Raw genomic sequence first — 20,379 nt, 5'->3', positions numbered from 1 at the left:
CATGACAGTCAGTCTCCTCAACAACGGCGCCAGCGCCAACGCGCCTGCCACCGGCGGCGGCATCACCGGCAACAGCGCCAGCGCGACCTCGGACATGTTCACCAAGCTGCTGGTGGCGCAGATCAAGAACCAGGATCCGCTGTCGCCGACCGATCCGGCGCAGTTCGTCCAGCAGCTGACCCAGCTGTCGCAGACCGAGTCGCTGCAAAACCTGTCGAGCCTGACCAGCTCCAACGCCAGCGTGCTGCAGAGCATGCAGGTGCTGGCGCTCGGCGCCCAGGTCGGCTCCGACGTCATGGCCGAGACCGGCACGCTGACCACCGACGGCAGCACCAAGGTGCAGGGCCAGACCACGCTGGCGGCGACCAGCTCCACCACCCACGTGGTGCTGACCGGCATCGACGGCACCAAGCACAGCGTCAACCTGGGCGTGGCGGCGGCCGGCACCGTGCCGTTCACCATCGACCCGACCGTGCTGGGCCTGCCCGCCGGCACCTACACCATGACGGTGGAAACCAGCACCAAGGAACACCCGCCGATCGACCTGCAGGGCCGCCTGAACAGCGTGCGCCTGTCCTCGTCCGGCAGCGTGGTACTGAACATCGGCAACGTCGGCGAAGTCGCGCCGACCGCCATTACCGCCTTCAACGGCAAATCCTCCGCTTCGGCCACCCAATCTAGTCTCTAAGGAAGGTATCCATCATGAGTTTCGATATCGCATTGTCTGGCATCCAGGCCATTAACGAAGCGCTGGACACGACCAGCCACAACATCGCCAACGCCGGCACCTACGGCTTCAAGTCGTCGCGCGCCAACTTCTCGTCGCTGGTGGCGGGCGACCAGCCGACCGGCGTCATGGTCGGCTCGCACACGCAAAGCATCAACCAGCAGGGCGGCATCCTCAACACCGGCCGCTCGCTGGACGCCTCGATCAACGGCCGCGGCTTCTTCGTCTCGCGCGACGTCAACACCGGCGTCACGCAATACAGCCGCGTCGGCATCTTCAGCGGTTCCAAGGACGGCTACGTGGTGGACTCCAACGGCCGCCGCGTGCAGGGCAACGTCATCACTCCCGGCACCAGCGTCAAGGGCGCGCAGGGCGACCTGAAGATCGAGACCGGCGCGATTCCCGCCGTGATCACCTCGAAAATGAACTACGTCGGCAACCTGTCGGCCGACTGGAGCGTGCCGACGGTCAACTTCGACCAGACCACCGCCACCCCGACCACGCCGCCCGACCCGGCCTCGTTCAACATGGCCAAGGCCACCGTGATCTACGACACGCTGGGCGGCCAGCACACGCTGACCCAGTATTTCTCGCGCGCCAACGCCACCGACGTCACCGTCAACTACCTGGTCGACGGCCTGCAGACGGGCCAGACCACCACCATCACCACCGATGCCAACGGCCAGATGACGGCGCCGGCGGTGTCGCCCGACAACGGCACCTTCAACGTCGACCTGACCGGCTTCACGCTGTCCAACGGCGGCAAGCTGGGCACGATCGCGCTGAACTACACCGGCACCACCGGCTTCGCCGGCGAGGCCACCACCGCCACCAACAACGCCAACGGCTATGCGTCCGGCACCTACCAGGGCATCGACCTGGGCGACGACGGCTCGATCATCGCCAAGTACACCAACGGCCAGAAGCAGACCATCGGCATGCTGTCGCTGGCCACCTTCGCCGACGAAGGCGCGCTGACCTCGGTCAGCGACACCAGCTGGATCGAATCGGTGGCCTCCGGCCAGCCCAACATCGACAACCCGGGCGTGGGCATGAACGGCACGCTGACCGTGGCATCGCTGGAGCAGTCCAACGTCGACATCACGTCGGAGCTGGTCGGCCTGATGACCTCGCAGCGCAACTACCAGGCGAACTCCAAGGTCATCCAGACCGAGAGCCAGATGATGCAATCGCTGATGCAAGCGATCTAAGGATAAGCTGACCCATGGATGCGCTGATCTACACCGCCATGAGCGGGGCCGAGCGGGCCCTGCGCGGCCAGCAGGTACACGCCAACAACCTGGCCAACATCGAAACCGGCGGCTTCCGCGCCAATATGGAGCTGTCGTCGGCGCAGACCGTCAACGGCTACGGCTACGACGACCGCCACATGTCGCAGCTGCAGGCCAACGCGGTCTCGACCCGCCAGGGCACGCTCAAGGCCACCGGCCGCGACCTGGACGTCGCCATTTCCGGCGACGGCTTCCTGGCGGTGCAGGGTCCGACCGGCGAGGCCTACACCCGCGCCGGCGCGATGACGCTCGACGAGACCGGCACGCTGAAGATCAACGGCAACGTGGTGCTGGGCGAAGGCGGCCCGATCACCCTGCCCCAGTACAGCAAGATCGCGGTCGGCAGCGACGGCACGGTGTCGATCCAGAGTCCCGGCACCACCACCATGCAGACCATCGACAAGCTCAAGCTGGTCAAGGCCGAGGCCTCGGAGCTGACCAAGAACGAGGCCGGCCTGCTGGTGGCGCGCAGCGGCCAGCCGCTGGGCACCGACCCCACCGTGGTGGTCAAGCCCGGCCACCTGGAGGGCAGCAATGTGTCGGCGGTCGAGGAAATGGTCGCCACCATGAGCTTGAACCGTACGTTTGAAATCCAGATGAAGTTGTTCAAGGCCAGCGATTCGATGGCCGAAACCGGTAACCGCCTGATCGGCGGCTGAGCCGGTCCACGTTACACCCAAGGGAGAAATCATGAATCCAGCAATGTGGATCAGCAAAACCGGCGTGCAGGCGCAGGACGAAAAACTGCAAGCCATCGCCAACAACCTGGCCAACGCCAACACCGTCGGCTTCAAGCGCGACCGCGTGGTGTTCGAGGACCTGTTCTACTCGATCGAGCAGCAGCCCGGCACCCAGCGCGCCGACAACAACACGCTGGCGCCGTCCGGCGTCCAGCTGGGCAACGGCGTGCACATGGTGGGCACGCAAAAAGTCTTTAGCCAGGGCTCGCTGCAAACCACCGGCAACCAGCTTGACGTGGCGGTGATGGGCAACGGCTTCCTGTCGGTGCGCCAGCCCAACGGCGAGACCGCCTACACCCGCGCCGGCCAGCTGCAGGTCGACGCCAACGGCATCCTGGTCAACGCCCACGGCCTGCCGCTGATCCCGCAGATCACCATCCCGGCCAACGCCACCTCGCTGACCATCGGCGAGGACGGCGTGGTCTCGGCCACGCTGGCCGGCAACACCACCGCCAGCCAGCTGGGCCAGCTGACGCTGACCAGCTTCATCAACCCGACCGGCCTGCTGGCCCTGGGCGAGAACCTGTTCGCGGAAACCCCGTCCAGCGGCACGCCGACCGATGGCAAGCCGGGCGACGCCCAGTGGGGCAAGCTCAAGCAGGGTACGCTGGAGGGCTCGAACGTGCAGGTGGTCGAGGAGATGGTCGACATGATCGCCGCCCAGCGCACCTACGAGATGAACACCAAGGTGCTGTCGGCCGCCGACAACATGCTGCAGTACCTGTCGCAGGCCGCGCGATAATGAAAGCCGCCCTGCCCGTCCCCGGTTGGGCCAAGGCGGCGCTGGCCGCCGCGCTGGCCGCGCTGACCGGTTGCGCCGCGCTGCAGCCGCCGCCGGTGCGGCCCGGCCCGTCCGACGAGCCGCCCACCGTCTCGCGCGCGGTCGGCCCGAAAGGCACCTCGGGCGGCGTCTACAGCGCCGACCTGGGCCTGTCGCTGACCTCGGACAGCCGCGCCTTCCGCGTCGGCGACGTGGTCACCGTCAACCTGCAGGAAACCACGCAGGCCAGCAAGAAGGCCGGCACCAGCTATTCCAAGAATTCGGCCGACAACATCACCGCGCCCAACCTGCTGGGCAAAACCTTCGGCAAGGCCGCCATCGGCCTGGGCGCCTCCAACACCTTTGCCGGCGACGCCACCAGCACCCAGCAGAACGCGCTGACCGGCGCCATCACCGTGATCGTGCAGGAAGTGCTGCCGAACGGCCTGCTGCGCGTGTCCGGCGAAAAGACCCTGACCCTGAACCAGGGCGAGGAATTCGTCCGCCTGCGCGGCTACCTGCGCGCGGCCGACATCGACGCCGACAACCAGGTGTCGTCGCTGCGCATCGCCAACGCCCGCATCGCCTACTCGGCGCAGGGCACGCTGGCCGACACCCAATCGGCCGGCTGGCTGTCGCGCTTCTTCAACGGCCCGTTGATGCCGTTCTGAACGGCCGTAGTTTTTGCGCAGTTTTTAATAGGTGAACCCATGAATTTCCGCAAGCGCCTCAGCTCCCTCCACCGCCTGCTGGCCCTGCCGCTGGCCTTCTGCGTCGCCGTCGGCGGCGCCGTTCCGGCCCAGGCCGCGCAGGTGCTGCGCAACCTGGTGGCGGTCGAAGGCATGCGCGACAACCCGCTGGTGGGCTACGGCCTGGTGGTCGGCCTGAACGGCAGCGGCGATTCGACCCAGGTCAAGTTCGCCAGCCAGTCGGTGATCAACATGCTCAAGCAGTTCGGCGTCAAGGTGCCGGACGGCACCGACGCCAAGTCCAAGAACGTGGCCACCGTGATGGTGTCGGCGGTGTTCCCGCCCGGCTACCGCAAGGGCCAGAACATCGACGTGGTGGTGTCCTCGATGGGCGACGCCAAGAGCCTGCGCGGCGGCGCCCTGCTGCTGACGCCATTGCGCGCGGCCGACAACGAGGTCTACGCGCTGGCCCAGGGCAACGTGGTGGTCGGCGGCTTCAGCGCCTCCGGCAAGAGCGGCTCCTCGGTCACGGTCAACACCCCGACCTCCGGCCGCATCCCGAGCGGCGCCGCGATCGAGCGCGAGATCGCCACCGACTTCGCCACCAAGCCCACCGTGCGCCTGTCGCTGCGCCACCCGCACTTCCAGACCGCGATCAACATCGTCGACTCGATCAACAAGCGCTTCGGCGACATCGCCACCACCACCGACGCCACCAGCATCGACGTGGTGGCCCCGGCCAACCCGACCCAGCGCGTGGCCTTCATGGCCAAGCTGGAGGCGCTGTCGATCGACGTCGGCGACGACTCGCCCAAGGTGGTGTTCAACTCCCGCACCGGCACCGTGGTGATCGCCGAGGGCCTGCGCGTGCGCGCGGCCGCCGTCACCCACGGTTCGCTGAAGGTGGTGATCTCCGAATCGACCAAGGTCAGCCAGCCGAACGCCCTGGCCCAGGGCAACACCGTGGCCACGCCGCAATCGCAGGTCAGCGTCGACCAGGGCTCGGGCCAGATGTTCAAGTGGCCGGCCGGCGCCAAGCTGCAATCGATCATCGACGTGGTCAACAGCCTGGGCGCCTCGCCGGACGACATCATGGCCATCCTGCAGGCGCTGGACCAGGCCGGCGCGATCGAAGGCGAACTGGTCGTCATCTAAGGAATGCCATGAACTTCGACCCCAGCAAATTCGACGGCAGCACCATGCGCATCGGCGTGGCCGACAAGCTCAGCGAAACGCCCGCCGTGGCCGCCCCGGCGGTCGACGACGGCGTCGATCCGAAGTACCGCGCCAAGGCCACCGAGGCCGCGGTCAAGTTCGAGAGCTTCTTCATTGGCCACATGCTGCACCAGATGCGTTCCGGCACGCGCGAGCTGGCGGCCGAGGACAGCGTGTTCAAGGACAAGATCAACGAGGACATGCTGGACATGGCCGACAACCTGGTGGCCGACCAGCTGGCCGGCCAGCGCGCCTTCGGCGTGGCCGACTGCATCCTGCGCCAGCTGCTGCCGCCGGCCAGCGGGCCGTCCACCATGCAGGCCAGCCTGCCGGGCCGCGCCGCCGCTGCCGCGCCTGCGTCGAATATTGCCCAACCGCAAAATATTTCCGCAACGCTTAATCCGGCGCAGTAATCCGTCGCCCTTTACTGTTAACGGACCAGTGAGCGCTATTTAAACACTGCAAGCGACTGGTCCTCCGGCCTTCACCAGGAAAGACCCTTGCAATATGAGCATCTCTTACAACGCACTGTCCGGCGCCCTGGCCGCCCAGGCTGCCCTGAACACGGTCAGCCAGAACATCGCCAACGCACAAACCAAGGGCTACACCCGCCAGGGCGTGCTGCTGCAGGCCAGCGCCGGTGACGGCTCCTCCGGCATGAGCCCGGGCAACGGCGTCAAGATCGGTTCCCTGCTGCGTTTCAGCGATTCCTACAAGTCGCAGCAGATGTGGCGCGCCGCGTCCGACCTCGGCCAGCACAGCCAGACCCAGCCCTACCTGACCCAGATGGAAAAGGTCATGAGCGACGGCAAGTCGAGCCTGAGCTACGGCATCGACACGCTGTTCAAGGCCTTCAACGCGGCCGCCGTCGACCCCACCTCGACCCCGCTGCGCCAGCAGGTGATCACCGCGGCCGATTCCATGTCGCAGCAGTTCAACAGCATCTACAACGTCACCTCCAACCAGCTGATCTCGGTCCAGCAGCAGCGCTCGGCCATCCTGCCGGGCCTGAACGAATCGCTGGCCGGCATCGCCGCGCTGAACCAGCAGGTGATCTCCATCGGCAACAACGGCACCAACACCTCGGCCCTGATCGACCAGCGCGAACAGCTGATCGACAAGGTGGCGTCGCAGATCGGCGTGGAAGTGCTCAACAACCCGGACGGCACGGCCAGCGTCTCGCTCAAGAGCGGCCAGCCGCTGGTGGTGGCCAATCTGTATGGCAAGCTGGCCTTCGACACCACCGGCAGCGCGCCGCAGCTGACGCTGGCGTTTGCCAACACCTCCTTCAAGCTGGACGACACCCGCGTCGGCGGCCAGCTGGGCGGCCTGGCGGACTACCAGGAAAACACCCTCAAGCCGCTGCAGAAATCGATCTCCGAGATCGCCGGGCAGATGTCGAGCATGATCAACACCCAGCTGGCGGCCGGTTTCACCAGCCCCGGCGTGGCCGGCACGGACTTGCTGAAGTTTAATACCGCCAATCCCACCGACGGCACCATCCAGCTGCTGCAGGTGACCAGCGGCTTCAAGACCGCCGACCTGGCCTTCTCCAGCGACGGCCAGCCTGGCGACAGCGGCAACCTGCAGAAACTGGTGGCCATCAAGGGCCAGCCGATCACCCTGACCTCGCTGGGCAGCGTGCTGCTGGGCGACGCCGACACCCAGGTGGTCGGCAAGCTGGGCATCGACAGCCAGCAGAACCAGGCGCAGCTCAACACCGCCACCACGGTCCGCCAGCAGTCGGAAGACGACTGGAAGTCGACCAGCGCGGTCAACACCGACGAGGAAGCGATCAACCTGGTCGAGTTCCAGAATATGTACCAGGCCAACATGAAGGTGATCGCGGTCGCCAACACCCTGTTCGACGCCACCATCAAGATGTTCGGTTAAGGAGAGCCTGAATGCGCATCGCCACCAGCCAGTTCCAGGCCACCATGAACCGCGGCCTGCAGGACAACCAGAGCCACCTGGCCCAGATCACCTCGCAGATGGCCTCCGGCAACCGGATCCAGCTGCCGTCCGACGATCCGGTCGGCAACGTCCGCCTGTCGCGCCTGGAGCGCGAGGAAGCCATCGTCGGCCAGTACCGCGACAATATCGCGGCCGTCAAGATCCGCCTGTCGACCAACGAGACGTATCTGCAGAGTATGACCAACGACATCACCCAGAGCCACGATCTGCTGGTCTGGGCCTCGGACGGCAGCAACACCGCCGCCGACCTGAAGTCCATGGTCAACCCGATGACCGCGCTGCGCGACAGCCTGTTCTACAGCGCCAACGAGAAAGACCAGGAGGGCCGCTACATCTTCTCCGGCACCGCGACCGACACCCCGGCCATCACCTTCGATGCGAATGCGGCCATCGGTTCGCGCTACACCTTCACCGGCAACCAGAACCAGCAGAAGACCGTGGTCGGCAACGGCATCACGCAGACCGTCAACGTCGACGTCAAGGGCCTGGAAGACCTGCTCAACCAGATGGACACGACCATCGACCAGCTGTCGTCGCCGACGCTGACGGTGGGCTCGCCCTCGCTGACGGCCGCACTGGGGGCCAACATGGACGGCGCCAGCGCCACGCTGGACCTGGTGGCCGGCAAGATCGCCGATTTCGGCGGCGCCCAGAACGTGCTGGAAACGCTGGACGGCAACCACGCCAACGTCAGCCTGTCGAACCAGACCGCGATCCTGGACCTGGGCCAATTGGACTACGGTGAGGCCGCGACCGAACTGAACGGCTATAATCTGGCCTTGCAATCGTCGTACAAAGCGTATTCCAAGATCAGCAACCTGTCGCTGTTCAACATCCTGTAATCCCGAGCCGAGCACCCTATGCAAATTTCGCCCAACACCAACCCGAGCGTCATTGTTCCTGGCAACGCCAGCAATGCCAGCGCGGTGGACGGCACCGCGCTGGGGCTGCACGGCGAGAACGCCGCCACCGCCACCCCGGTCACGCCGACGCCCACCTCGGCCGCGCCGCTGCGCCGTGGCCTGAACAACTGGGACCAGCCGCTGCAGGGCGACATCTCCGGCGCCCAGCAGGCGCTCGACTTCCTGGAACAAAGCGCGGCCCAGCTGCGCAACCTGAAGGCCGACCTCAGCGCCCGCCTGGCCAACCGCCAGCGCGCCGACGGCACGGTGGACGCGCGCGTGCGCCAGTTCAGCAACACCTGGCGCAGCCGCAGCGCGGCCTCCGGCGGCACGCTGGACGCCCGCCTCAAATTCAGCAACAAGACCAGCACCACCCGCTTCACGGTGCGCGGCATGAACATCGGCAACCTGCGCAACGGCGGCCGCGAAGTGCTGGCGATCTCGCTGGGCGGCGGCCAGAACCTGCGCTCGGTGGTGCTGGAGCCCGGCCTGTCGGACGAGGAAATCGCCCAGCGCTTCGACGACGCGCTGGCCCCGAGCGGCGTGCGCGCCGACCTCAACGAGGACGGCCAGCTGGAGTTCTCCACACCGGAATCGTCGTGGACCAATGTGCGCGACACCATCGCCGTGCAGGGCGGCGGCATCCGCTTCCCGACCGGCCAGTTGAACCGCGTGAAGGCCGAGGCCGAAGCGCCGGCCATCGATCCCGACAGCTGGCAGACCGCCGACGTGGAGGGCATCCGCGCCACGCTGCAGCAAGTGGTGCAGGCGCTGGCGCAGGTGGAACAGGCGATCGCCTCGGTGCACACCGCGCTCAACCAGGTGAGCGCCCGCGTGCAGGAAGCCACGCCCAGCGACACCACCGACGGCATGGACCAGGTGGCGCAGAATTTCGTCTCGACCGCCAAGCAGCCCGGCTACCAGTCGCTGCTGTCGATCACCTCGGCGCTGGCCGGCATCAGCCGCGAGCGCGTGATCTCGCTGCTGAGCCTGCGCTAGGCGCGGGCGGGCCACCCCGCCCCTTTCACCGCCTCATCTCCACCGCGTTATTCCACCACCATGGGGGGCAGCCCGCGCCTGGCCAGCTCGCTGAACTGCGCGGCCGGCATCGCTTCCGCATACACATAGCCCTGCGCGAAATCGCAGCCGGCCAGCGCCAGCAAGGCGCTCTGCGCCGGCGTCTCCACGCCCTCCGCCACCACCCGCAAGCCCAGCTTGTGCGCCATGACGATCAGCGCCTCGCACATCGCCAGGTCGCCGCTGTCGCTGGCCAGGTGCTGGATGAAGCTGCGGTCCAGCTTGAGCAGGTCGATGCCGAAATGCTTGAGGTGCGACAGCGACGAATAGCCGGTGCCGAAATTGTCCAGCGCCACCTGCAGGCCCATCTCGCGCAGCTCGCGCAGCCGGTCGGCGATCTTGGCGATGCCGTCCATCAGCACGCCCTCGGTGATCTCGATGACGATGCTGCGCGGCGCCAGCTGCAGCTCGGCCGCGTAGTTGAGCCAGCCCACGTACAGCGCGGTGTCGCCGCGGAATTGCGCGGCCGACTGGTTGATGCTGACCTGGAAGCCCGGCCCCAGCTCGTCCTGCCAGCGGCGCGCCTGCAGCGCAGCCTGGCGGAACACCCAGTCGCCGATCTCCATCATCAGCCCGCCCGCCTCGGCGTGCTGCAGGAAATCGGCCGGCACCAGCAGGCCGCGCTGCGGATGGCGCCAGCGCAGCAGCGCCTCGGCCCGCTCGATCTTGCCGCTCTGCAGGTTGACGATGGGCTGGAAGTACAACTCGAACTGCCGCTCCGACAAGGCCGAGCGCAGGTCCTGCGCCACCTGCTGGCGCGCCTGCGCCGCCTGCTGCAGGTCGGCCGTGAAATAGCTGTAGCGGTTGCGGCCCGACTCCTTGGCCGCGTACATGGCCTGGTCGGCCTGGCGCAGCAAGTCCTCCGGCGCCACCGCGTCCGACGGATACAGCGCGATGCCGATGCTGGCCGAGATCGACGGCTGGGCCGCGCCCAGCGCGAACGGCCGGTTCAGCAGCGCCAGCATGGTCTGCGTGATGCGCTCGATGCCGGCGGTCTGCTCGATGCCGGACAGGATCACGGTGAACTCGTCGCCGCCCAGCCGCGCCACCGTGTCCGAGCTGCGCACGCAGGCGCCGATGCGGCGCGCGGCCTCCACCAGCAGCGTGTCGCCGTGCGCGTGGCCGAGCGTGTCGTTGACCTGCTTGAAGCCGTCCAGGTCGATGAACAGCAGCGCCAGCTGCATGCCCTCGCGCTGCGCCTTCTTGACCTCGTGGCCCAGCCGGTCCAGGAACATGTGGCGGTTGGGCAGCGAGGTCAGCTGGTCGAAATTGGCCTGGTGCCAGATGCGCTCGGTCGTGGCGCGGCTGTCGGTGATGTCGCTCACCAGCGCCAGCGCGCCCAGGTAGGCGCCCTCGGCATCGAAGATCGGGTTGGTGGCCAGGGTGGCCCACAGCTCGCTGCCGTCCTTGCGCAGGAACTTGAACTCATGGCGCTCGGCCACGCCCTGCTGGCGCCGCGCGATATTGCGCTCGAGGATGGCGCGGCCCTCGTCGTCCATGAAGGCCACCAGCGGCTGGTCCAGCATCTCCTCGATGGTGTAGCCCAGCATGGCCGCCATCTTCGGATTGACAAAGCTGGTGCGGGCGGCGCCGTCGATTTCCCAGATGCCCTCCTCGGCGCTGTGCACGATGCGGCGGAAGCGCTCCTCGCTGCGCTCGAGCGCCGCCAGCTTGCCCTCGGCCAGCTCCAGCACCACGCGGATGGCCTGGCCGCTGCTGTCGGCGCTGGCGCGCAGCGTGACCGGGAAGCCCTGCTGGTTGCGCGCCCGCGTCATCTGCAGCGAGCATTCCTCGGGGTGCGTGCTGTTGAGCGCCAGCCGCACGAAGCGGTCGAAATCCTCGTGGAAGCGCGGGGCGATAAACTGGCGCAGCGGCAGCTTGGCCGGATTGTTGCGCGGCACGCCGAGCAGGTCGGAGCCGACCACGTTCATTTGCAGGATGGTGGTGTCGAAGCCGAGCACGAAATAGCCGACCGGCGCCAGCAGGTACACGTCGTTGAAGCAGGCTTGCTCGGCGCTGAGCGGGGACGCGGCGGGCGGCGCCGTGAACGCCAGCGCGGCCGCGCCTTCGTCGATAACCGCCATGCTGGTCAGCCCGTCGATGCGCGCCGTCGAGATCGGCTGCCGGCCGCCATGCAGTTCGGTAGTGTGTGTAGGCTTCTGCATACCACCCCTTTGCGTCGGTAGGTATCCAGACTAGCATTTAAGCCGCGCACTGTCGAGCGCGCGGCGACGCCTCAGCGATGCGCGCGGTTCAAGCGTTGTTCCGCGCGCCGTTGCAGCGCCTCGAACAGCAGGCTGAGCATCCAATAAATGCCGGCGGCGGCCAGGTACAGCGGCAGCGGCTGGAAGGTGGTCGCGATCACCTCCTTGGTCGACAACATCAGCTCGGTCATGGTGATGACCGACACCAACGAGGTATCCTTGATCAGGCTGATCAGCGTATTGCTCATGGCCGGCACCGCGATGCGCAGCGCCTGCGGCAACACCACGAAACGCAGCGTGGACCAGTAGCCCAGGCCCAGGCTGTAGCTGGCGGCCCACTGCCCCTTGCTGACCGCCGCGATGGCGCCGCGCAGGCTCTCGGACAGGAAGGCGCCCGCGTTCAGGCTCAGCGCCAGGATGCCGGCCGTCACCGGCGTGAATTCGATGCCCACGCTGGGCAGGCCGTAATAGATGACGAACATCTGCACCAGCAGCGGCGTGCCGCGCATCAGGCTGACATACACGCCAGCCGGCCAGCGCAGCACGCGGTACGGCAGGATGCGCATCACCGCCACCGGAAAGCCGATCAGCAGCCCGCCCAGCATCGACGCCAGCGCGAACAGCACCGTGTAGCCGGCGCCGCGCAGCATGACCGGCGCGGCCTCGTGCAGCAGCTCCAGCAGCCCCTGACTATCCATGCTCAGGGCGCCTTGCTGACGTCAGTGCCGAACCACTTCAGCGAGATCGCCTTCAGGCTGCCGTCGGCGGCGGCCTCGGCCAGCGCCTTGTTCAGCGCCTCCTTGAATTGCGGATTGCCCTTCTGGAAAGGGATGCCCATGCGCTCGACCGCGCCCACCTGCGCGCCAGCCTTGATCGGCAGCTTGGAGATTTTCAGCAGATAGGCCGACATCAGGCTGTCGTTGAGCGCGGCGTCGATGCGGCCGAAGGCCAGGTCGGACATGGTGTCCGGCGCGGCTGCGTAGCTGCGCACCTCGATGCCCGGCACCGCCTTGGCCTGCTGCTCGTAGACGCTGCCCTGCCCCACGCCCAGCTTCTTGCCCTTGAGGTCGGCCAGCGTCTTGTAGGCCGCCTTCTCGTCCTTGCGCACGATCAGCTGCGGCATCGAGTAGATATACGGCGCCGAGAAATCGAAAGCCTGCTCGCGCTTGGGATTGATGCCGACCTGCGAAATGATCACATCGTATTTATTGGCCGACAGCCCGGCCAGGATGCTGGCCCACTCGCTGCTGACGAACTCCACTTTCACGCCCAGCTTGGCGGCCAGCAGGCGCGCCACATCGACGTCGTAGCCGGCCAGCTCGCCGCTCTTCTGGTCCTTGTAGTTGAACGGCGGATAAGTGCCCTCCATCGCCACCTTGAGCGTGCCGCGCGCCTTGACCGTGGCCAGCAGGTCGGCCGCCGATGCGGGCAAGGCCACGGACGTCAGCGCCAGGGCCAGCAGCGCGCCTTGCGCCAGCTTGAAAGTGAAATCGCGTTTATGCATGAAATTCCTTGTAAGTGACAGGCGCTACCACGCGCCCATGCGGCGTCGCAGGCCGAAATTATGGCCGACCACCAGGATGGAACTGGCGATCAGCCCGCTCAGGCCGATCATCAACTGTACCAGCTTATCGTCCGGCAGCACCCACAGCCGGCCCTGCGGCGCCTCATCGATGCGCGCGGCGGCCATGATCAGTGGCGACACCCATTCCGCTTCCGGCGTAACATCCAGAATCAAGGCGCCGTCCTGCGTGGTCTGCATATAGATCTCGCCGCCCTCGGCCAGGGTGAAGCACACGCCATAGCCGGTTTCGTTCTTGGCGATATGCTCCTGCAGGCTGAGGTCGTGCTCGGCTATCCACAGTTCCACATCGGCCGGGGTTTCCAGCCCGCTCCACGGCACCGGACGGAAGCGCGGCTTGTCATTGTCTTGCATATTTTCCTGCTGAGTTAGTCTTTAAGCAGCCGCCAGTTTAATCGATGGAAGGAAATCAGCCATGAAATATAAATATCCCTACGGCCCCGGCCGCCGCGAATACGAGTCCGAATTCACGCAGTTCCTGAACGGCTACCTGCGCCAGCACCCCGAGGTGCGGCGCGACCAGGTGCTGGGATGGCGCATTTTCTGGGAGCGTCCGGTCGATCCGCAACGCATAGACCGCGAACGCCAGGCCGAGTTGAAGCCGACCGTCTACCACTCGTACTTCTACGAATGATGGATCAGCCCTTCCAGGTGCGATTGAGGCCGGTGTCCGCGTGGATCCAGCCGCCGCGCGGGCCGGAGCGGTAATAGAAGCCGACGCCGCCCTGGCGGAAGCTCTTCACCAGACCGCCAAGCACTTCGGAATTCAGGTTGGCCAGCCGGATATCGGCGGCGCGGCCCTCGATGTGCAGCGACTGGCGCGCGGCTGGCACGCCCGCCTCGCGCAGCTTCTGGTTCGACGCCTGGGTGCGGTAGCCGGATAAAATCTCCAGCGGTGTGTCGATGCCGTAGCGCGCCACGAAAGCCTGCGTGCCCCACAACGTTTCAAACAGCTTGGGATCGATGCGCGCGGTTTCCTTGCCGTTGACGTCGCGCAGCAGATGGCACAAGTCCTGGTAGGCCGATTCGATGATCTCGCCGTCGCGCCAGTACAGCAGCTTGGCGCGCTCGCCGGAAGCCGGCCGTATCACATCAAGCGTACGCGGCTTGAGCCAGAACTCCAGGTCCAATGCCTGCGCATCGAAGATATCAGGCGGCGGCGCCAGTTCGCCGAAGCCGGATGGCGCGCTGGCGTGCGGCATGCTCGCTGCCGGCCTGGCCTGCGCCACGGAACCCGGCGCGCTGACACCGGCGCCGCTTGCGGCCTGATGCGGCGCCGGTTTCGGCGCGGCGGCCGCGCTATGTTGAACCGTGCCGCGGGAAGCGCATCCAATCAGCGGCACCGATAAAAAACTCGCTCCCGCCACACCCAAACCCTGCTGTAAAAACTTTCTGCGCGATGCCATAGCCCACCCGTGAAAAACGATATGGATACTATAGCGTATGCAGAGGGAAATGAAAAAGGGAACGCGCCCGATTTCCCGCAAAAAACCAGACGCAACCCGCGGCTAACGCATCGCCAGATGGATCACCTGCTCCGGAACGACGCTGCCATCGGACAGGCTCCGCGCCGGCACCACCATCGTCAACCAGCCGTGCGCGCCGTTATCGTCGTCCGGATGGATTTCCATTTTCAGCTGGCGATCCAGCGCGACGTAGCTGTCGCGGCCGGTGGTGACGATCTTGTGCTCCGGCCCTTGGTCCATGTAGGCATACATATTCGTGCCGCGACTGATGATCGACAGGGTCTGGCCGTTCGACAGCGTGTAGGTGGCCACCAGATCGCGGTAATCCTGCGGCCACATCTTGGAATACGAATCGGGCAACTCGATGCGGGCCTGGTTGGCCGGAACCGGCACCCGCAAGGTCTCTTCGGACTGCTGCGCTTGCAAAGCTGACGACAATGCAAGTCCCCCCACAACCACTGCGACGTAGATTGTTTTCATGATGACATCCCCCGTGTTGGAGATTCCATTTAAGCAGTCGCCGCACAAAAAACAAATTCATTGTGGCTATCATGAATGACGGCGGATACATATTTGAAATGGCTCATCACGCCGCCACCACCTCGCGTTCCACGGCCAGAAAATCCGCGCGCGGCTCGTCCAGCATATAGCCTTGCACCAGCAGCGGCACATCCGCGGCCTCGCCCAGCTGCCGCAGCACGGTCAACGCCGGCGTCGACTCCAGCCGCTTGAACACCAGCGCCACATTGTCCTGCGCGCTGCGCTTCATCAGGGCCAGCAGCGCCTCGCTGTCGTGCAGCTCGCGCGCGTCGAGCTTGATCACATCGGGCCGCAAGCGATCCAGCAACAGCAAGGCCTCACGCGCGTTCGGCACATTGACCGCGAACCGGAAACCGTTGCGGCGGTAGTTGTCGGACACATAGTTCAACAACCAGCCCTGCTGCGGCGAGGCCGCCGGCAATTGCAGCACCACGCGTTGCAGCGGCAGTTCCAGCGCGTCGAGGATGCGGCGGAAAGCGTGACCGTGATTGCTGCTGACCGCGCTCAGCAAGCGGTCATGCACATTCAGGTACAAGTCCTGCGGCCCCTCGCCGGCCTGGCGGAAGAAATTAATCGCATGCAGCATGCGGCACAAACGGTCCAGCTCGATCGACTCGTCGTCGCTGGCCGCGTGGTCCAGCAGCCGCCACAGCGACAAGCCCTGGTCCTGCGCCGACACGCTGCGCACCAGGCCCTCGTAGGCGCGCACCTCGCCCGACGCCAGCTGGCGGATCGGCTGGAAAGCGCTGCTCAGTGTGCAGTTGAAGAAGCGTCCGTGGGCCTTGCCCTCGTAATCGAGCCAGATGGTGGAAGCCGCGCCGCTGGCGTCGGACAAGCGCGCCAGGTATTTTTTCAAGATGGGAAATGACATGGAACTCCTCGACGGACGCTGACAATACCGCCAGCGTAAGCCCGCGCGCGACGAGCGCGAACGAATGCTTTCAGCTATGCATATACCAAAACATTCGTTCCACCGGCGCCATCGCGCCGCTATCGTTGGCCATCGCCACTCTTCGCCCGAACACCATGTGCCAACTACTCGCCATGAGCAGCAGCAAGCCCGCCGCTGTCGACTTTTCCTTCGCCGGCTTCGCGCTGCGCGGCAGCGAGCACCGCGACGGCTGGGGCATCGCATTGCATACGTCCAGTGGCTGCAAGCTCTACACCGATTCGCTGGCCTCGACGCACTCGCCGCTGGCGGCGCAGATCCGCAACCATCCGATCAAGGCCAGGAACGTGGTCGCCCATATCCGCAAGGCCACGCAGGGCCGCATCTCGCTGGAAAACAGCCACCCGTTCACGCGCGAGCTGTGGGGCCAGACCTGGTCCTTCGCGCACAACGGCGACCTGAAATTGTTCGATCCGAATCCTAGCCTGTACTCGCCGCACGGCGACACCGACAGCGAGCGCGCCTTCTGCCACCTGCTGTCCGGCCTGGCGCTGCGCTTTGAAACGCGGCCGCCGCGCCACGTGCTGTTCGGCGCGCTGGAGACGCTGGCCGGCGAAATCGCCGCGCATGGCAGCTTCAATTTCATCCTGTCCAACGGCGAGCTGTTGTTCGCCCATTGCAGCACCGACCTGCACGTGGTGGTGCGCGAATACCCATTCTCGGTGGCGCAGCTGATCGATTGCGACCTCAGCATCGACTTCAGCAAGCACAACCATCTGGATGACCGCATCGCCGTCATCGCCACCCAGCCGCTGACGTCGAACGAGGCCTGGACCAGGTTCGCTCCGGGCGAGCTGAAGCTGTTTGTCAATGGATTGGAAGTGGGATCGGCGCCGGTGCGGCGCCAGGAATGGGAGTTGGAGATCTGCTGCTAGACTAGACCGGATTGCAGTTGCAGAAGCGCTTGCGCTTGCCGCCGTCCGAGGCCTCCGCGCCGGCGTCCAGCTGCTTCCAGAAGAACACGGTTTCCACGCCATACGGCGAGCGCACCTTGCCGGCGTCAACATAACCACGCTTGGCAAAGAATTCCTGGCCGGTGGCCGTGCTGTGCAATTGCAGCGCCTTCACGCCCCAGCTGCACGCCTGCTCCTCCATGCGCGCCAGCAGCGCCTTGCCGACACCCTGGCCGCGCGCCTCCGGCAGCAGATAGCACAAGGCCAGCTTGCCAGCGCCGGTCAGCAGCGCGACGCCGACGACCACGCCGTCGCTGACGGCGACCAGCGAAAAATTCGTCGGCGAGTTAAACCAGTTCGCCACCATCTGCGGAGTTTTATTGCCCAGCCAGGCATCCAGGATGGCGGGATCGTTCTTATGATCCAGATCGCAGCACTCCGTGATCGAGCGGCGCAACACCGTGCAGGCCGCATCCGCATCTGTCGAAGCAGCAATACGAATTTCAAGACTCCGAATTTCAAGACTCATGTACGCTCACAAATATTCCCATTAGCAAAAATGAAGCGCTTCGCCGTTGTACCGCGCGCCTTCTTCAGTGCCTGAAACCGACTATACACCAAGCAGCAAAAGCCGTTGCGGGAGCACCCGATTGACTCATGCAGCCTAATGGCTGGCCCTGCTTTTGCCCACGAATGTTTTCAAAAATCGTTATGCGGTTTTTACTGAAAACCTCGTGCTAACCATACCTACTAAGCATATTACGAAAAATTCGTATCTTTTCCGGGCGAAATTTTACACCATGGGCGTCTGTTATTACGAAAGCTCATTATGACCACCAAAAAACCTGCTCGCCGCGTGATTATTTCCTCGTTCCTGGCCGCTTCGGCCGTCATGCTGGGCCTGCCGCTGCAGGCCAACGCCGCAGAAACCGTGCTGTTGAACGCCTCCTACGACGTCGCCCGCGAGCTGTTCAAGGATATCAACCCGCTGTTCGTCGCCGAGTGGAAGAAGACCACCGGCGAAACCCTCAGCATCAACCAATCGCACGGCGGCTCGTCCAAGCAAGCCCGTTCGGTGGCCGACGGCATGGAAGCTGCCGTGGTCACGATGAACCAGGCCAACGACATCGACATGCTGGCCGACAAGGGCCTGGTGGTGCAGGACTGGGCCAAGAAGTTCCCGAACAACGCCGCGCCCTACTACTCGACCATGATTTACCTGGTGCGCAAGGGCAATCCCAAGCAGATCAAGGACTGGGCCGACCTGGCCAAGCCGGGCGTCAAGGTCGTCATTCCCAACCCCAAGACCGCCGGCAATGGCCGCTACACCTACCTGGCGGCGTGGGGCTCGGTACTGAAAAAAGGCGGCACGGAAGCGCAGGCGCGCGACCTGGTCAGCAAGATCTTCAAGAACGTACCGGTCCTGGACGCAGGCGGGCGCGGCGCGACAACCACCTTCACCCAGCGCGAGATCGGCGACGTTCTGGTCACGTTCGAGAACGAAGTGAACCTGGTGCGCGCGGAGTTCGGCAACAACTTCGAAGTGGTCTACCCGTCGATTTCGATCCTGGCCGAATCGCCGGTGGCCGTGGTTGACAAAGTGGTCGATCGCCGTGGCGTGCGCAAGCAAGCCACCGGCTACCTGAACTTCCTGTACAGCGAACAAGCGCAGGAAGTCATCGCCAAGCACTACTTCCGTCCGCGCTCCGAGACGGCGTTCAAGAAGTACAACGCCAATTTCCGTCAAATCACGCTGTTCACGGTAGATGACGTCTTTGGCGGCTGGCGATCGGCGCAGAAGAAGCATTTTGACGACGGCGGCGAATTCGACAAGATTTACCAGACCAAATAAGGATATCCGAATCGATTCGTTTGCAAATGGCCAGCCGGCCCGTAATCTGGACACGTAGCAAACAACCAGACAAAGGAAACGCGATGGCCATTTCTGAAATTAACGTACGTAACCAGTTCCGCGGCAAGATCAAGGAAATCATCTTTGGGCCGGTCGTCTCGGAAGTCGATGTGGACACCCAGCACGGCATTGTCACCTCGGTGATCACGTCGCGCTCGATTCATGACTTGGACTTGAAAATCGGCAGCGAAGTCATTGCTCTCGTGAAATCAACCGAAGTCTCCATCGCCAAAATCAGCAGCAACTAGACAACATTGCCGTTCAAAAATTTGGGGTCAAGTCTGGCATTCGGACACGGCCTCTGCCATAGCGCCCCGCTACGGCAGAGGCCGTGTCCGAATGCCAGACTTGACCCCAAAATGCTTAGAGGCACCTTAAGACGTATCCGCAACACAAAATAAACAGAATCGTGGAGTTACATTCAATAGACGAGAAACCACTTTAATGTTATCTTCTATCCTCAGGAAATATTGCCGCATAGCTAGACTAGTTTTGCGCCGCGTCAACTTCTGACGCCCGATACACTCCTCTCTCCCTAGAAGTTACCTAACATGCTCAAGAAAATTGTCGCTGTATTGCTGAGTTCGTTTACTGCGGCTGCGTTCGCAGTGCCGCTCGGCTCGCAGTCGGTGCTGGTCGTCGAAGACGGTACCGGCAAAGTGCTGCTCGAAAAAAATTCCAACGTTCAAGTACCGATCGCCTCGCTGACCAAGCTGATGACCGCGATGGTGGTGCTCGATTCCAAGCCGGACATGGATGCACCCATCAGCATCGATAAAACCGACGTGGACATGATCAAGCACAGCACCTCGCGCGTGCCGGTTGGCGCCGAACTGGCTCGCCGTGACGTGCTGCAATTGGCACTGATGTCGTCAGACAACCGGGCTGCCGCATCGCTGGCGCGCACCTATCCGGGCGGTCCCGAAGCGTTCAAGAAAGCGGTCAGCGCCAAGATCAAGGCGCTGGGTTTGACCCAGACCGTGATCGAGGAACCGACCGGCTTGTCGCCGAACAACCGCTCCACCGCCACCGATCTGGTCAAAATGGCAACCGCCGCCTCGGCCTATCCGGACATCCGCCGCATCACCACCGACACCAAGGACGTGATCAATATCAAGGGTCGCCAGGTCGAATATCACAACACCAACCGCCTGGTCGGCGCCAAGGGTTGGGACGTCGGTTTGTCAAAGACCGGCTACACCGAAGAGGCCGGCCGTTGCCTGATCATGCGCTTCAAATCGGCCGGCAAGAACGCCACCCTGGTGTTGCTCAACGCCAAGGCAAACTCGGCCCGATTGATGGATGCCTTCAATATTCGCCGCTTCATCGCGGGTCCGGATGGAGAACCAAAAGTCATGAAGGTTTCGGCCCATCGTCACAAAAAGGCGGCCAAGTCGGCCGGCCGCCACCGCCGCGCCGCCTGATCTTTCAGACTGCCGAAACAAGAGCCGGACCAC

Annotated in this window: 23 protein-coding genes; 15 read left to right on the top strand and 8 right to left on the bottom strand. The window is 64.5% G+C overall.

Annotated elements, in window-relative coordinates:
• The first annotated feature begins 1 nt into the window (after nucleotide 1).
• The 10 genes from ACUJB0_RS31245 (at nucleotide 2) to ACUJB0_RS31200 (ending at nucleotide 9,298) form a co-directional block, all read left to right on the top strand.
• Complete coding sequence (locus ACUJB0_RS31245) at nucleotides 2-688, top strand: flagellar hook capping FlgD N-terminal domain-containing protein (protein WP_444848665.1); 687 nt, start codon at nucleotides 2-4, stop codon at nucleotides 686-688.
• A gap of 14 nt (nucleotides 689-702) precedes the next feature.
• Nucleotides 703-1,938 carry a flagellar hook protein FlgE gene (locus ACUJB0_RS31240; protein ID WP_444848664.1) on the top strand — a complete coding sequence of 412 codons (1,236 nt, stop codon included), beginning with the start codon at nucleotides 703-705 and terminating at the stop codon, nucleotides 1,936-1,938.
• A 14-nt stretch (nucleotides 1,939-1,952) separates the two neighbouring features.
• Nucleotides 1,953-2,678 (top strand): flagellar basal-body rod protein FlgF, encoded by a 726-nt coding sequence (flgF, locus tag ACUJB0_RS31235; RefSeq protein WP_444848663.1) that lies wholly within the window; start codon nucleotides 1,953-1,955, stop codon nucleotides 2,676-2,678.
• Nucleotides 2,679-2,709: 31 nt separating this feature from the next.
• Nucleotides 2,710-3,501, top strand: a complete 792-nt coding sequence (flgG, locus tag ACUJB0_RS31230; protein ID WP_175041667.1) for a flagellar basal-body rod protein FlgG — start codon at nucleotides 2,710-2,712, stop codon at nucleotides 3,499-3,501.
• A complete protein-coding gene (gene flgH / locus ACUJB0_RS31225) occupies nucleotides 3,501-4,190 on the top strand; it encodes a flagellar basal body L-ring protein FlgH (protein ID WP_444848662.1) in 690 nt (229 codons plus the stop codon). The genes flgG and flgH overlap by 1 nt, the downstream gene beginning before the upstream one ends.
• A 39-nt stretch (nucleotides 4,191-4,229) precedes the next feature.
• Nucleotides 4,230-5,363, top strand: coding sequence for a flagellar basal body P-ring protein FlgI (locus tag ACUJB0_RS31220; protein WP_444848661.1), 1,134 nt, complete (start codon nucleotides 4,230-4,232; stop codon nucleotides 5,361-5,363).
• An 8-nt stretch (nucleotides 5,364-5,371) separates the two neighbouring features.
• On the top strand, nucleotides 5,372-5,836 hold the full coding sequence (locus ACUJB0_RS31215) for a rod-binding protein (RefSeq protein WP_444848660.1): 465 nt from the start codon (nucleotides 5,372-5,374) through the stop codon (nucleotides 5,834-5,836).
• A gap of 94 nt (nucleotides 5,837-5,930) precedes the next feature.
• On the top strand, nucleotides 5,931-7,316 hold the full coding sequence (gene flgK, locus ACUJB0_RS31210; protein ID WP_444848659.1) for a flagellar hook-associated protein FlgK: 1,386 nt from the start codon (nucleotides 5,931-5,933) through the stop codon (nucleotides 7,314-7,316).
• A gap of 11 nt (nucleotides 7,317-7,327) precedes the next feature.
• Nucleotides 7,328-8,239, top strand: a complete 912-nt coding sequence (gene flgL / locus ACUJB0_RS31205; RefSeq protein WP_444848658.1) for a flagellar hook-associated protein FlgL — start codon at nucleotides 7,328-7,330, stop codon at nucleotides 8,237-8,239.
• An 18-nt stretch (nucleotides 8,240-8,257) separates the two neighbouring features.
• On the top strand, nucleotides 8,258-9,298 hold the full coding sequence (locus ACUJB0_RS31200; RefSeq protein WP_444848657.1) for a hypothetical protein: 1,041 nt from the start codon (nucleotides 8,258-8,260) through the stop codon (nucleotides 9,296-9,298).
• 47 nt (nucleotides 9,299-9,345) lie between these two features.
• Here ACUJB0_RS31200 and ACUJB0_RS31195 read toward each other — a convergent pair whose 3' ends face one another.
• The 4 genes from ACUJB0_RS31195 to ACUJB0_RS31180 all read right to left on the bottom strand — a co-directional run bounded on the left by ACUJB0_RS31195 (nucleotide 9,346) and on the right by ACUJB0_RS31180 (nucleotide 13,516).
• Entirely contained in the window at nucleotides 9,346-11,541 is a 2,196-nt protein-coding gene (locus ACUJB0_RS31195) for a putative bifunctional diguanylate cyclase/phosphodiesterase (RefSeq protein ID WP_444848656.1), read from the bottom strand.
• Nucleotides 11,542-11,612: 71 nt separating this feature from the next.
• Entirely contained in the window at nucleotides 11,613-12,278 is a 666-nt protein-coding gene (locus ACUJB0_RS31190) for an amino acid ABC transporter permease (protein WP_444848655.1), read from the bottom strand.
• A gap of 2 nt (nucleotides 12,279-12,280) precedes the next feature.
• Nucleotides 12,281-13,084, bottom strand: coding sequence for a transporter substrate-binding domain-containing protein (locus ACUJB0_RS31185; RefSeq protein ID WP_161087284.1), 804 nt, complete (start codon nucleotides 13,082-13,084; stop codon nucleotides 12,281-12,283).
• Nucleotides 13,085-13,108: 24 nt separating this feature from the next.
• Nucleotides 13,109-13,516 carry a hypothetical protein gene (locus tag ACUJB0_RS31180; protein WP_444848654.1) on the bottom strand — a complete coding sequence of 136 codons (408 nt, stop codon included), beginning with the start codon at nucleotides 13,514-13,516 and terminating at the stop codon, nucleotides 13,109-13,111.
• Between the two features lie 61 nt (nucleotides 13,517-13,577).
• On the opposite strand from ACUJB0_RS31180, the gene ACUJB0_RS31175 reads away from it, so the two are divergent.
• Nucleotides 13,578-13,796 (top strand): DUF3460 family protein, encoded by a 219-nt coding sequence (locus ACUJB0_RS31175; RefSeq protein WP_444848653.1) that lies wholly within the window; start codon nucleotides 13,578-13,580, stop codon nucleotides 13,794-13,796.
• Nucleotides 13,797-13,800: 4 nt separating this feature from the next.
• Here ACUJB0_RS31175 and ACUJB0_RS31170 read toward each other — a convergent pair whose 3' ends face one another.
• From ACUJB0_RS31170 to ACUJB0_RS31160, 3 genes are all read right to left on the bottom strand, one after another.
• A complete protein-coding gene (locus tag ACUJB0_RS31170; protein ID WP_444848652.1) occupies nucleotides 13,801-14,568 on the bottom strand; it encodes a YcbK family protein in 768 nt (255 codons plus the stop codon).
• A gap of 102 nt (nucleotides 14,569-14,670) precedes the next feature.
• Complete coding sequence (locus tag ACUJB0_RS31165) at nucleotides 14,671-15,108, bottom strand: hypothetical protein (RefSeq protein ID WP_444848651.1); 438 nt, start codon at nucleotides 15,106-15,108, stop codon at nucleotides 14,671-14,673.
• Between the two features lie 106 nt (nucleotides 15,109-15,214).
• Nucleotides 15,215-16,039, bottom strand: a complete 825-nt coding sequence (locus ACUJB0_RS31160; RefSeq protein WP_444848650.1) for an EAL domain-containing protein — start codon at nucleotides 16,037-16,039, stop codon at nucleotides 15,215-15,217.
• Between the two features lie 155 nt (nucleotides 16,040-16,194).
• On the opposite strand from ACUJB0_RS31160, the gene ACUJB0_RS31155 reads away from it, so the two are divergent.
• Complete coding sequence (locus ACUJB0_RS31155; RefSeq protein WP_444848649.1) at nucleotides 16,195-16,992, top strand: class II glutamine amidotransferase; 798 nt, start codon at nucleotides 16,195-16,197, stop codon at nucleotides 16,990-16,992.
• Nucleotide 16,993: 1 nt separating this feature from the next.
• Here the strand turns inward: ACUJB0_RS31155 and ACUJB0_RS31150 are convergent, their stop codons facing one another.
• On the bottom strand, nucleotides 16,994-17,539 hold the full coding sequence (locus ACUJB0_RS31150; protein ID WP_444848648.1) for a GNAT family N-acetyltransferase: 546 nt from the start codon (nucleotides 17,537-17,539) through the stop codon (nucleotides 16,994-16,996).
• Between the two features lie 300 nt (nucleotides 17,540-17,839).
• Between ACUJB0_RS31150 and ACUJB0_RS31145 the strand changes: the two genes are divergently transcribed.
• The 3 genes from ACUJB0_RS31145 (at nucleotide 17,840) to ACUJB0_RS31135 (ending at nucleotide 20,346) form a co-directional block, all read left to right on the top strand.
• Nucleotides 17,840-18,862, top strand: a complete 1,023-nt coding sequence (locus ACUJB0_RS31145) for a sulfate ABC transporter substrate-binding protein (RefSeq protein ID WP_444848647.1) — start codon at nucleotides 17,840-17,842, stop codon at nucleotides 18,860-18,862.
• Nucleotides 18,863-18,945: 83 nt separating this feature from the next.
• Nucleotides 18,946-19,170 carry a TOBE domain-containing protein gene (locus tag ACUJB0_RS31140; protein WP_444848646.1) on the top strand — a complete coding sequence of 75 codons (225 nt, stop codon included), beginning with the start codon at nucleotides 18,946-18,948 and terminating at the stop codon, nucleotides 19,168-19,170.
• 303 nt (nucleotides 19,171-19,473) lie between these two features.
• Complete coding sequence (locus tag ACUJB0_RS31135) at nucleotides 19,474-20,346, top strand: serine hydrolase (RefSeq protein WP_444848645.1); 873 nt, start codon at nucleotides 19,474-19,476, stop codon at nucleotides 20,344-20,346.
• Nucleotides 20,347-20,379: the final 33 nt, after the last annotated feature.

Source organism: Duganella caerulea (assembly GCF_040362985.1).
GTDB classification, from domain to species: Bacteria; Pseudomonadota; Gammaproteobacteria; order Burkholderiales; family Burkholderiaceae_D; genus Rugamonas; species Rugamonas vulcania.
Note: the sequence above shows the minus strand (reverse complement) of the source record. Positions and strands in the feature narration are given on the sequence as shown.

What these genes read in the sequence shown, in the direction of transcription:
- ACUJB0_RS31140 (WP_444848646.1), top strand. Translation starts at nt 18,946, where the DNA reads ATGGCCATTTCTGAAATTAACGTACGTAACCAGTTCCGCGGCAAGATC.
- ACUJB0_RS31180 (WP_444848654.1), bottom strand. Translation starts at nt 13,516, where the DNA reads ATGCAAGACAATGACAAGCCGCGCTTCCGTCCGGTGCCGTGGAGCGGG.
- ACUJB0_RS31215 (WP_444848660.1), top strand. Translation starts at nt 5,372, where the DNA reads ATGAACTTCGACCCCAGCAAATTCGACGGCAGCACCATGCGCATCGGC.
- flgK (WP_444848659.1), top strand. Translation starts at nt 5,931, where the DNA reads ATGAGCATCTCTTACAACGCACTGTCCGGCGCCCTGGCCGCCCAGGCT.
- flgL (WP_444848658.1), top strand. Translation starts at nt 7,328, where the DNA reads ATGCGCATCGCCACCAGCCAGTTCCAGGCCACCATGAACCGCGGCCTG.
- ACUJB0_RS31245 (WP_444848665.1), top strand. Translation starts at nt 2, where the DNA reads ATGACAGTCAGTCTCCTCAACAACGGCGCCAGCGCCAACGCGCCTGCC.
- ACUJB0_RS31155 (WP_444848649.1), top strand. Translation starts at nt 16,195, where the DNA reads ATGTGCCAACTACTCGCCATGAGCAGCAGCAAGCCCGCCGCTGTCGAC.
- ACUJB0_RS31170 (WP_444848652.1), bottom strand. Translation starts at nt 14,568, where the DNA reads ATGGCATCGCGCAGAAAGTTTTTACAGCAGGGTTTGGGTGTGGCGGGA.
- ACUJB0_RS31135 (WP_444848645.1), top strand. Translation starts at nt 19,474, where the DNA reads ATGCTCAAGAAAATTGTCGCTGTATTGCTGAGTTCGTTTACTGCGGCT.
- flgG (WP_175041667.1), top strand. Translation starts at nt 2,710, where the DNA reads ATGAATCCAGCAATGTGGATCAGCAAAACCGGCGTGCAGGCGCAGGAC.
- flgH (WP_444848662.1), top strand. Translation starts at nt 3,501, where the DNA reads ATGAAAGCCGCCCTGCCCGTCCCCGGTTGGGCCAAGGCGGCGCTGGCC.
- ACUJB0_RS31145 (WP_444848647.1), top strand. Translation starts at nt 17,840, where the DNA reads ATGACCACCAAAAAACCTGCTCGCCGCGTGATTATTTCCTCGTTCCTG.
- ACUJB0_RS31200 (WP_444848657.1), top strand. Translation starts at nt 8,258, where the DNA reads ATGCAAATTTCGCCCAACACCAACCCGAGCGTCATTGTTCCTGGCAAC.
- ACUJB0_RS31195 (WP_444848656.1), bottom strand. Translation starts at nt 11,541, where the DNA reads ATGCAGAAGCCTACACACACTACCGAACTGCATGGCGGCCGGCAGCCG.
- flgF (WP_444848663.1), top strand. Translation starts at nt 1,953, where the DNA reads ATGGATGCGCTGATCTACACCGCCATGAGCGGGGCCGAGCGGGCCCTG.
- ACUJB0_RS31185 (WP_161087284.1), bottom strand. Translation starts at nt 13,084, where the DNA reads ATGCATAAACGCGATTTCACTTTCAAGCTGGCGCAAGGCGCGCTGCTG.
- ACUJB0_RS31240 (WP_444848664.1), top strand. Translation starts at nt 703, where the DNA reads ATGAGTTTCGATATCGCATTGTCTGGCATCCAGGCCATTAACGAAGCG.
- ACUJB0_RS31160 (WP_444848650.1), bottom strand. Translation starts at nt 16,039, where the DNA reads ATGTCATTTCCCATCTTGAAAAAATACCTGGCGCGCTTGTCCGACGCC.
- ACUJB0_RS31190 (WP_444848655.1), bottom strand. Translation starts at nt 12,278, where the DNA reads ATGGATAGTCAGGGGCTGCTGGAGCTGCTGCACGAGGCCGCGCCGGTC.
- ACUJB0_RS31175 (WP_444848653.1), top strand. Translation starts at nt 13,578, where the DNA reads ATGAAATATAAATATCCCTACGGCCCCGGCCGCCGCGAATACGAGTCC.
- ACUJB0_RS31220 (WP_444848661.1), top strand. Translation starts at nt 4,230, where the DNA reads ATGAATTTCCGCAAGCGCCTCAGCTCCCTCCACCGCCTGCTGGCCCTG.
- ACUJB0_RS31150 (WP_444848648.1), bottom strand. Translation starts at nt 17,539, where the DNA reads ATGAGTCTTGAAATTCGGAGTCTTGAAATTCGTATTGCTGCTTCGACA.
- ACUJB0_RS31165 (WP_444848651.1), bottom strand. Translation starts at nt 15,108, where the DNA reads ATGAAAACAATCTACGTCGCAGTGGTTGTGGGGGGACTTGCATTGTCG.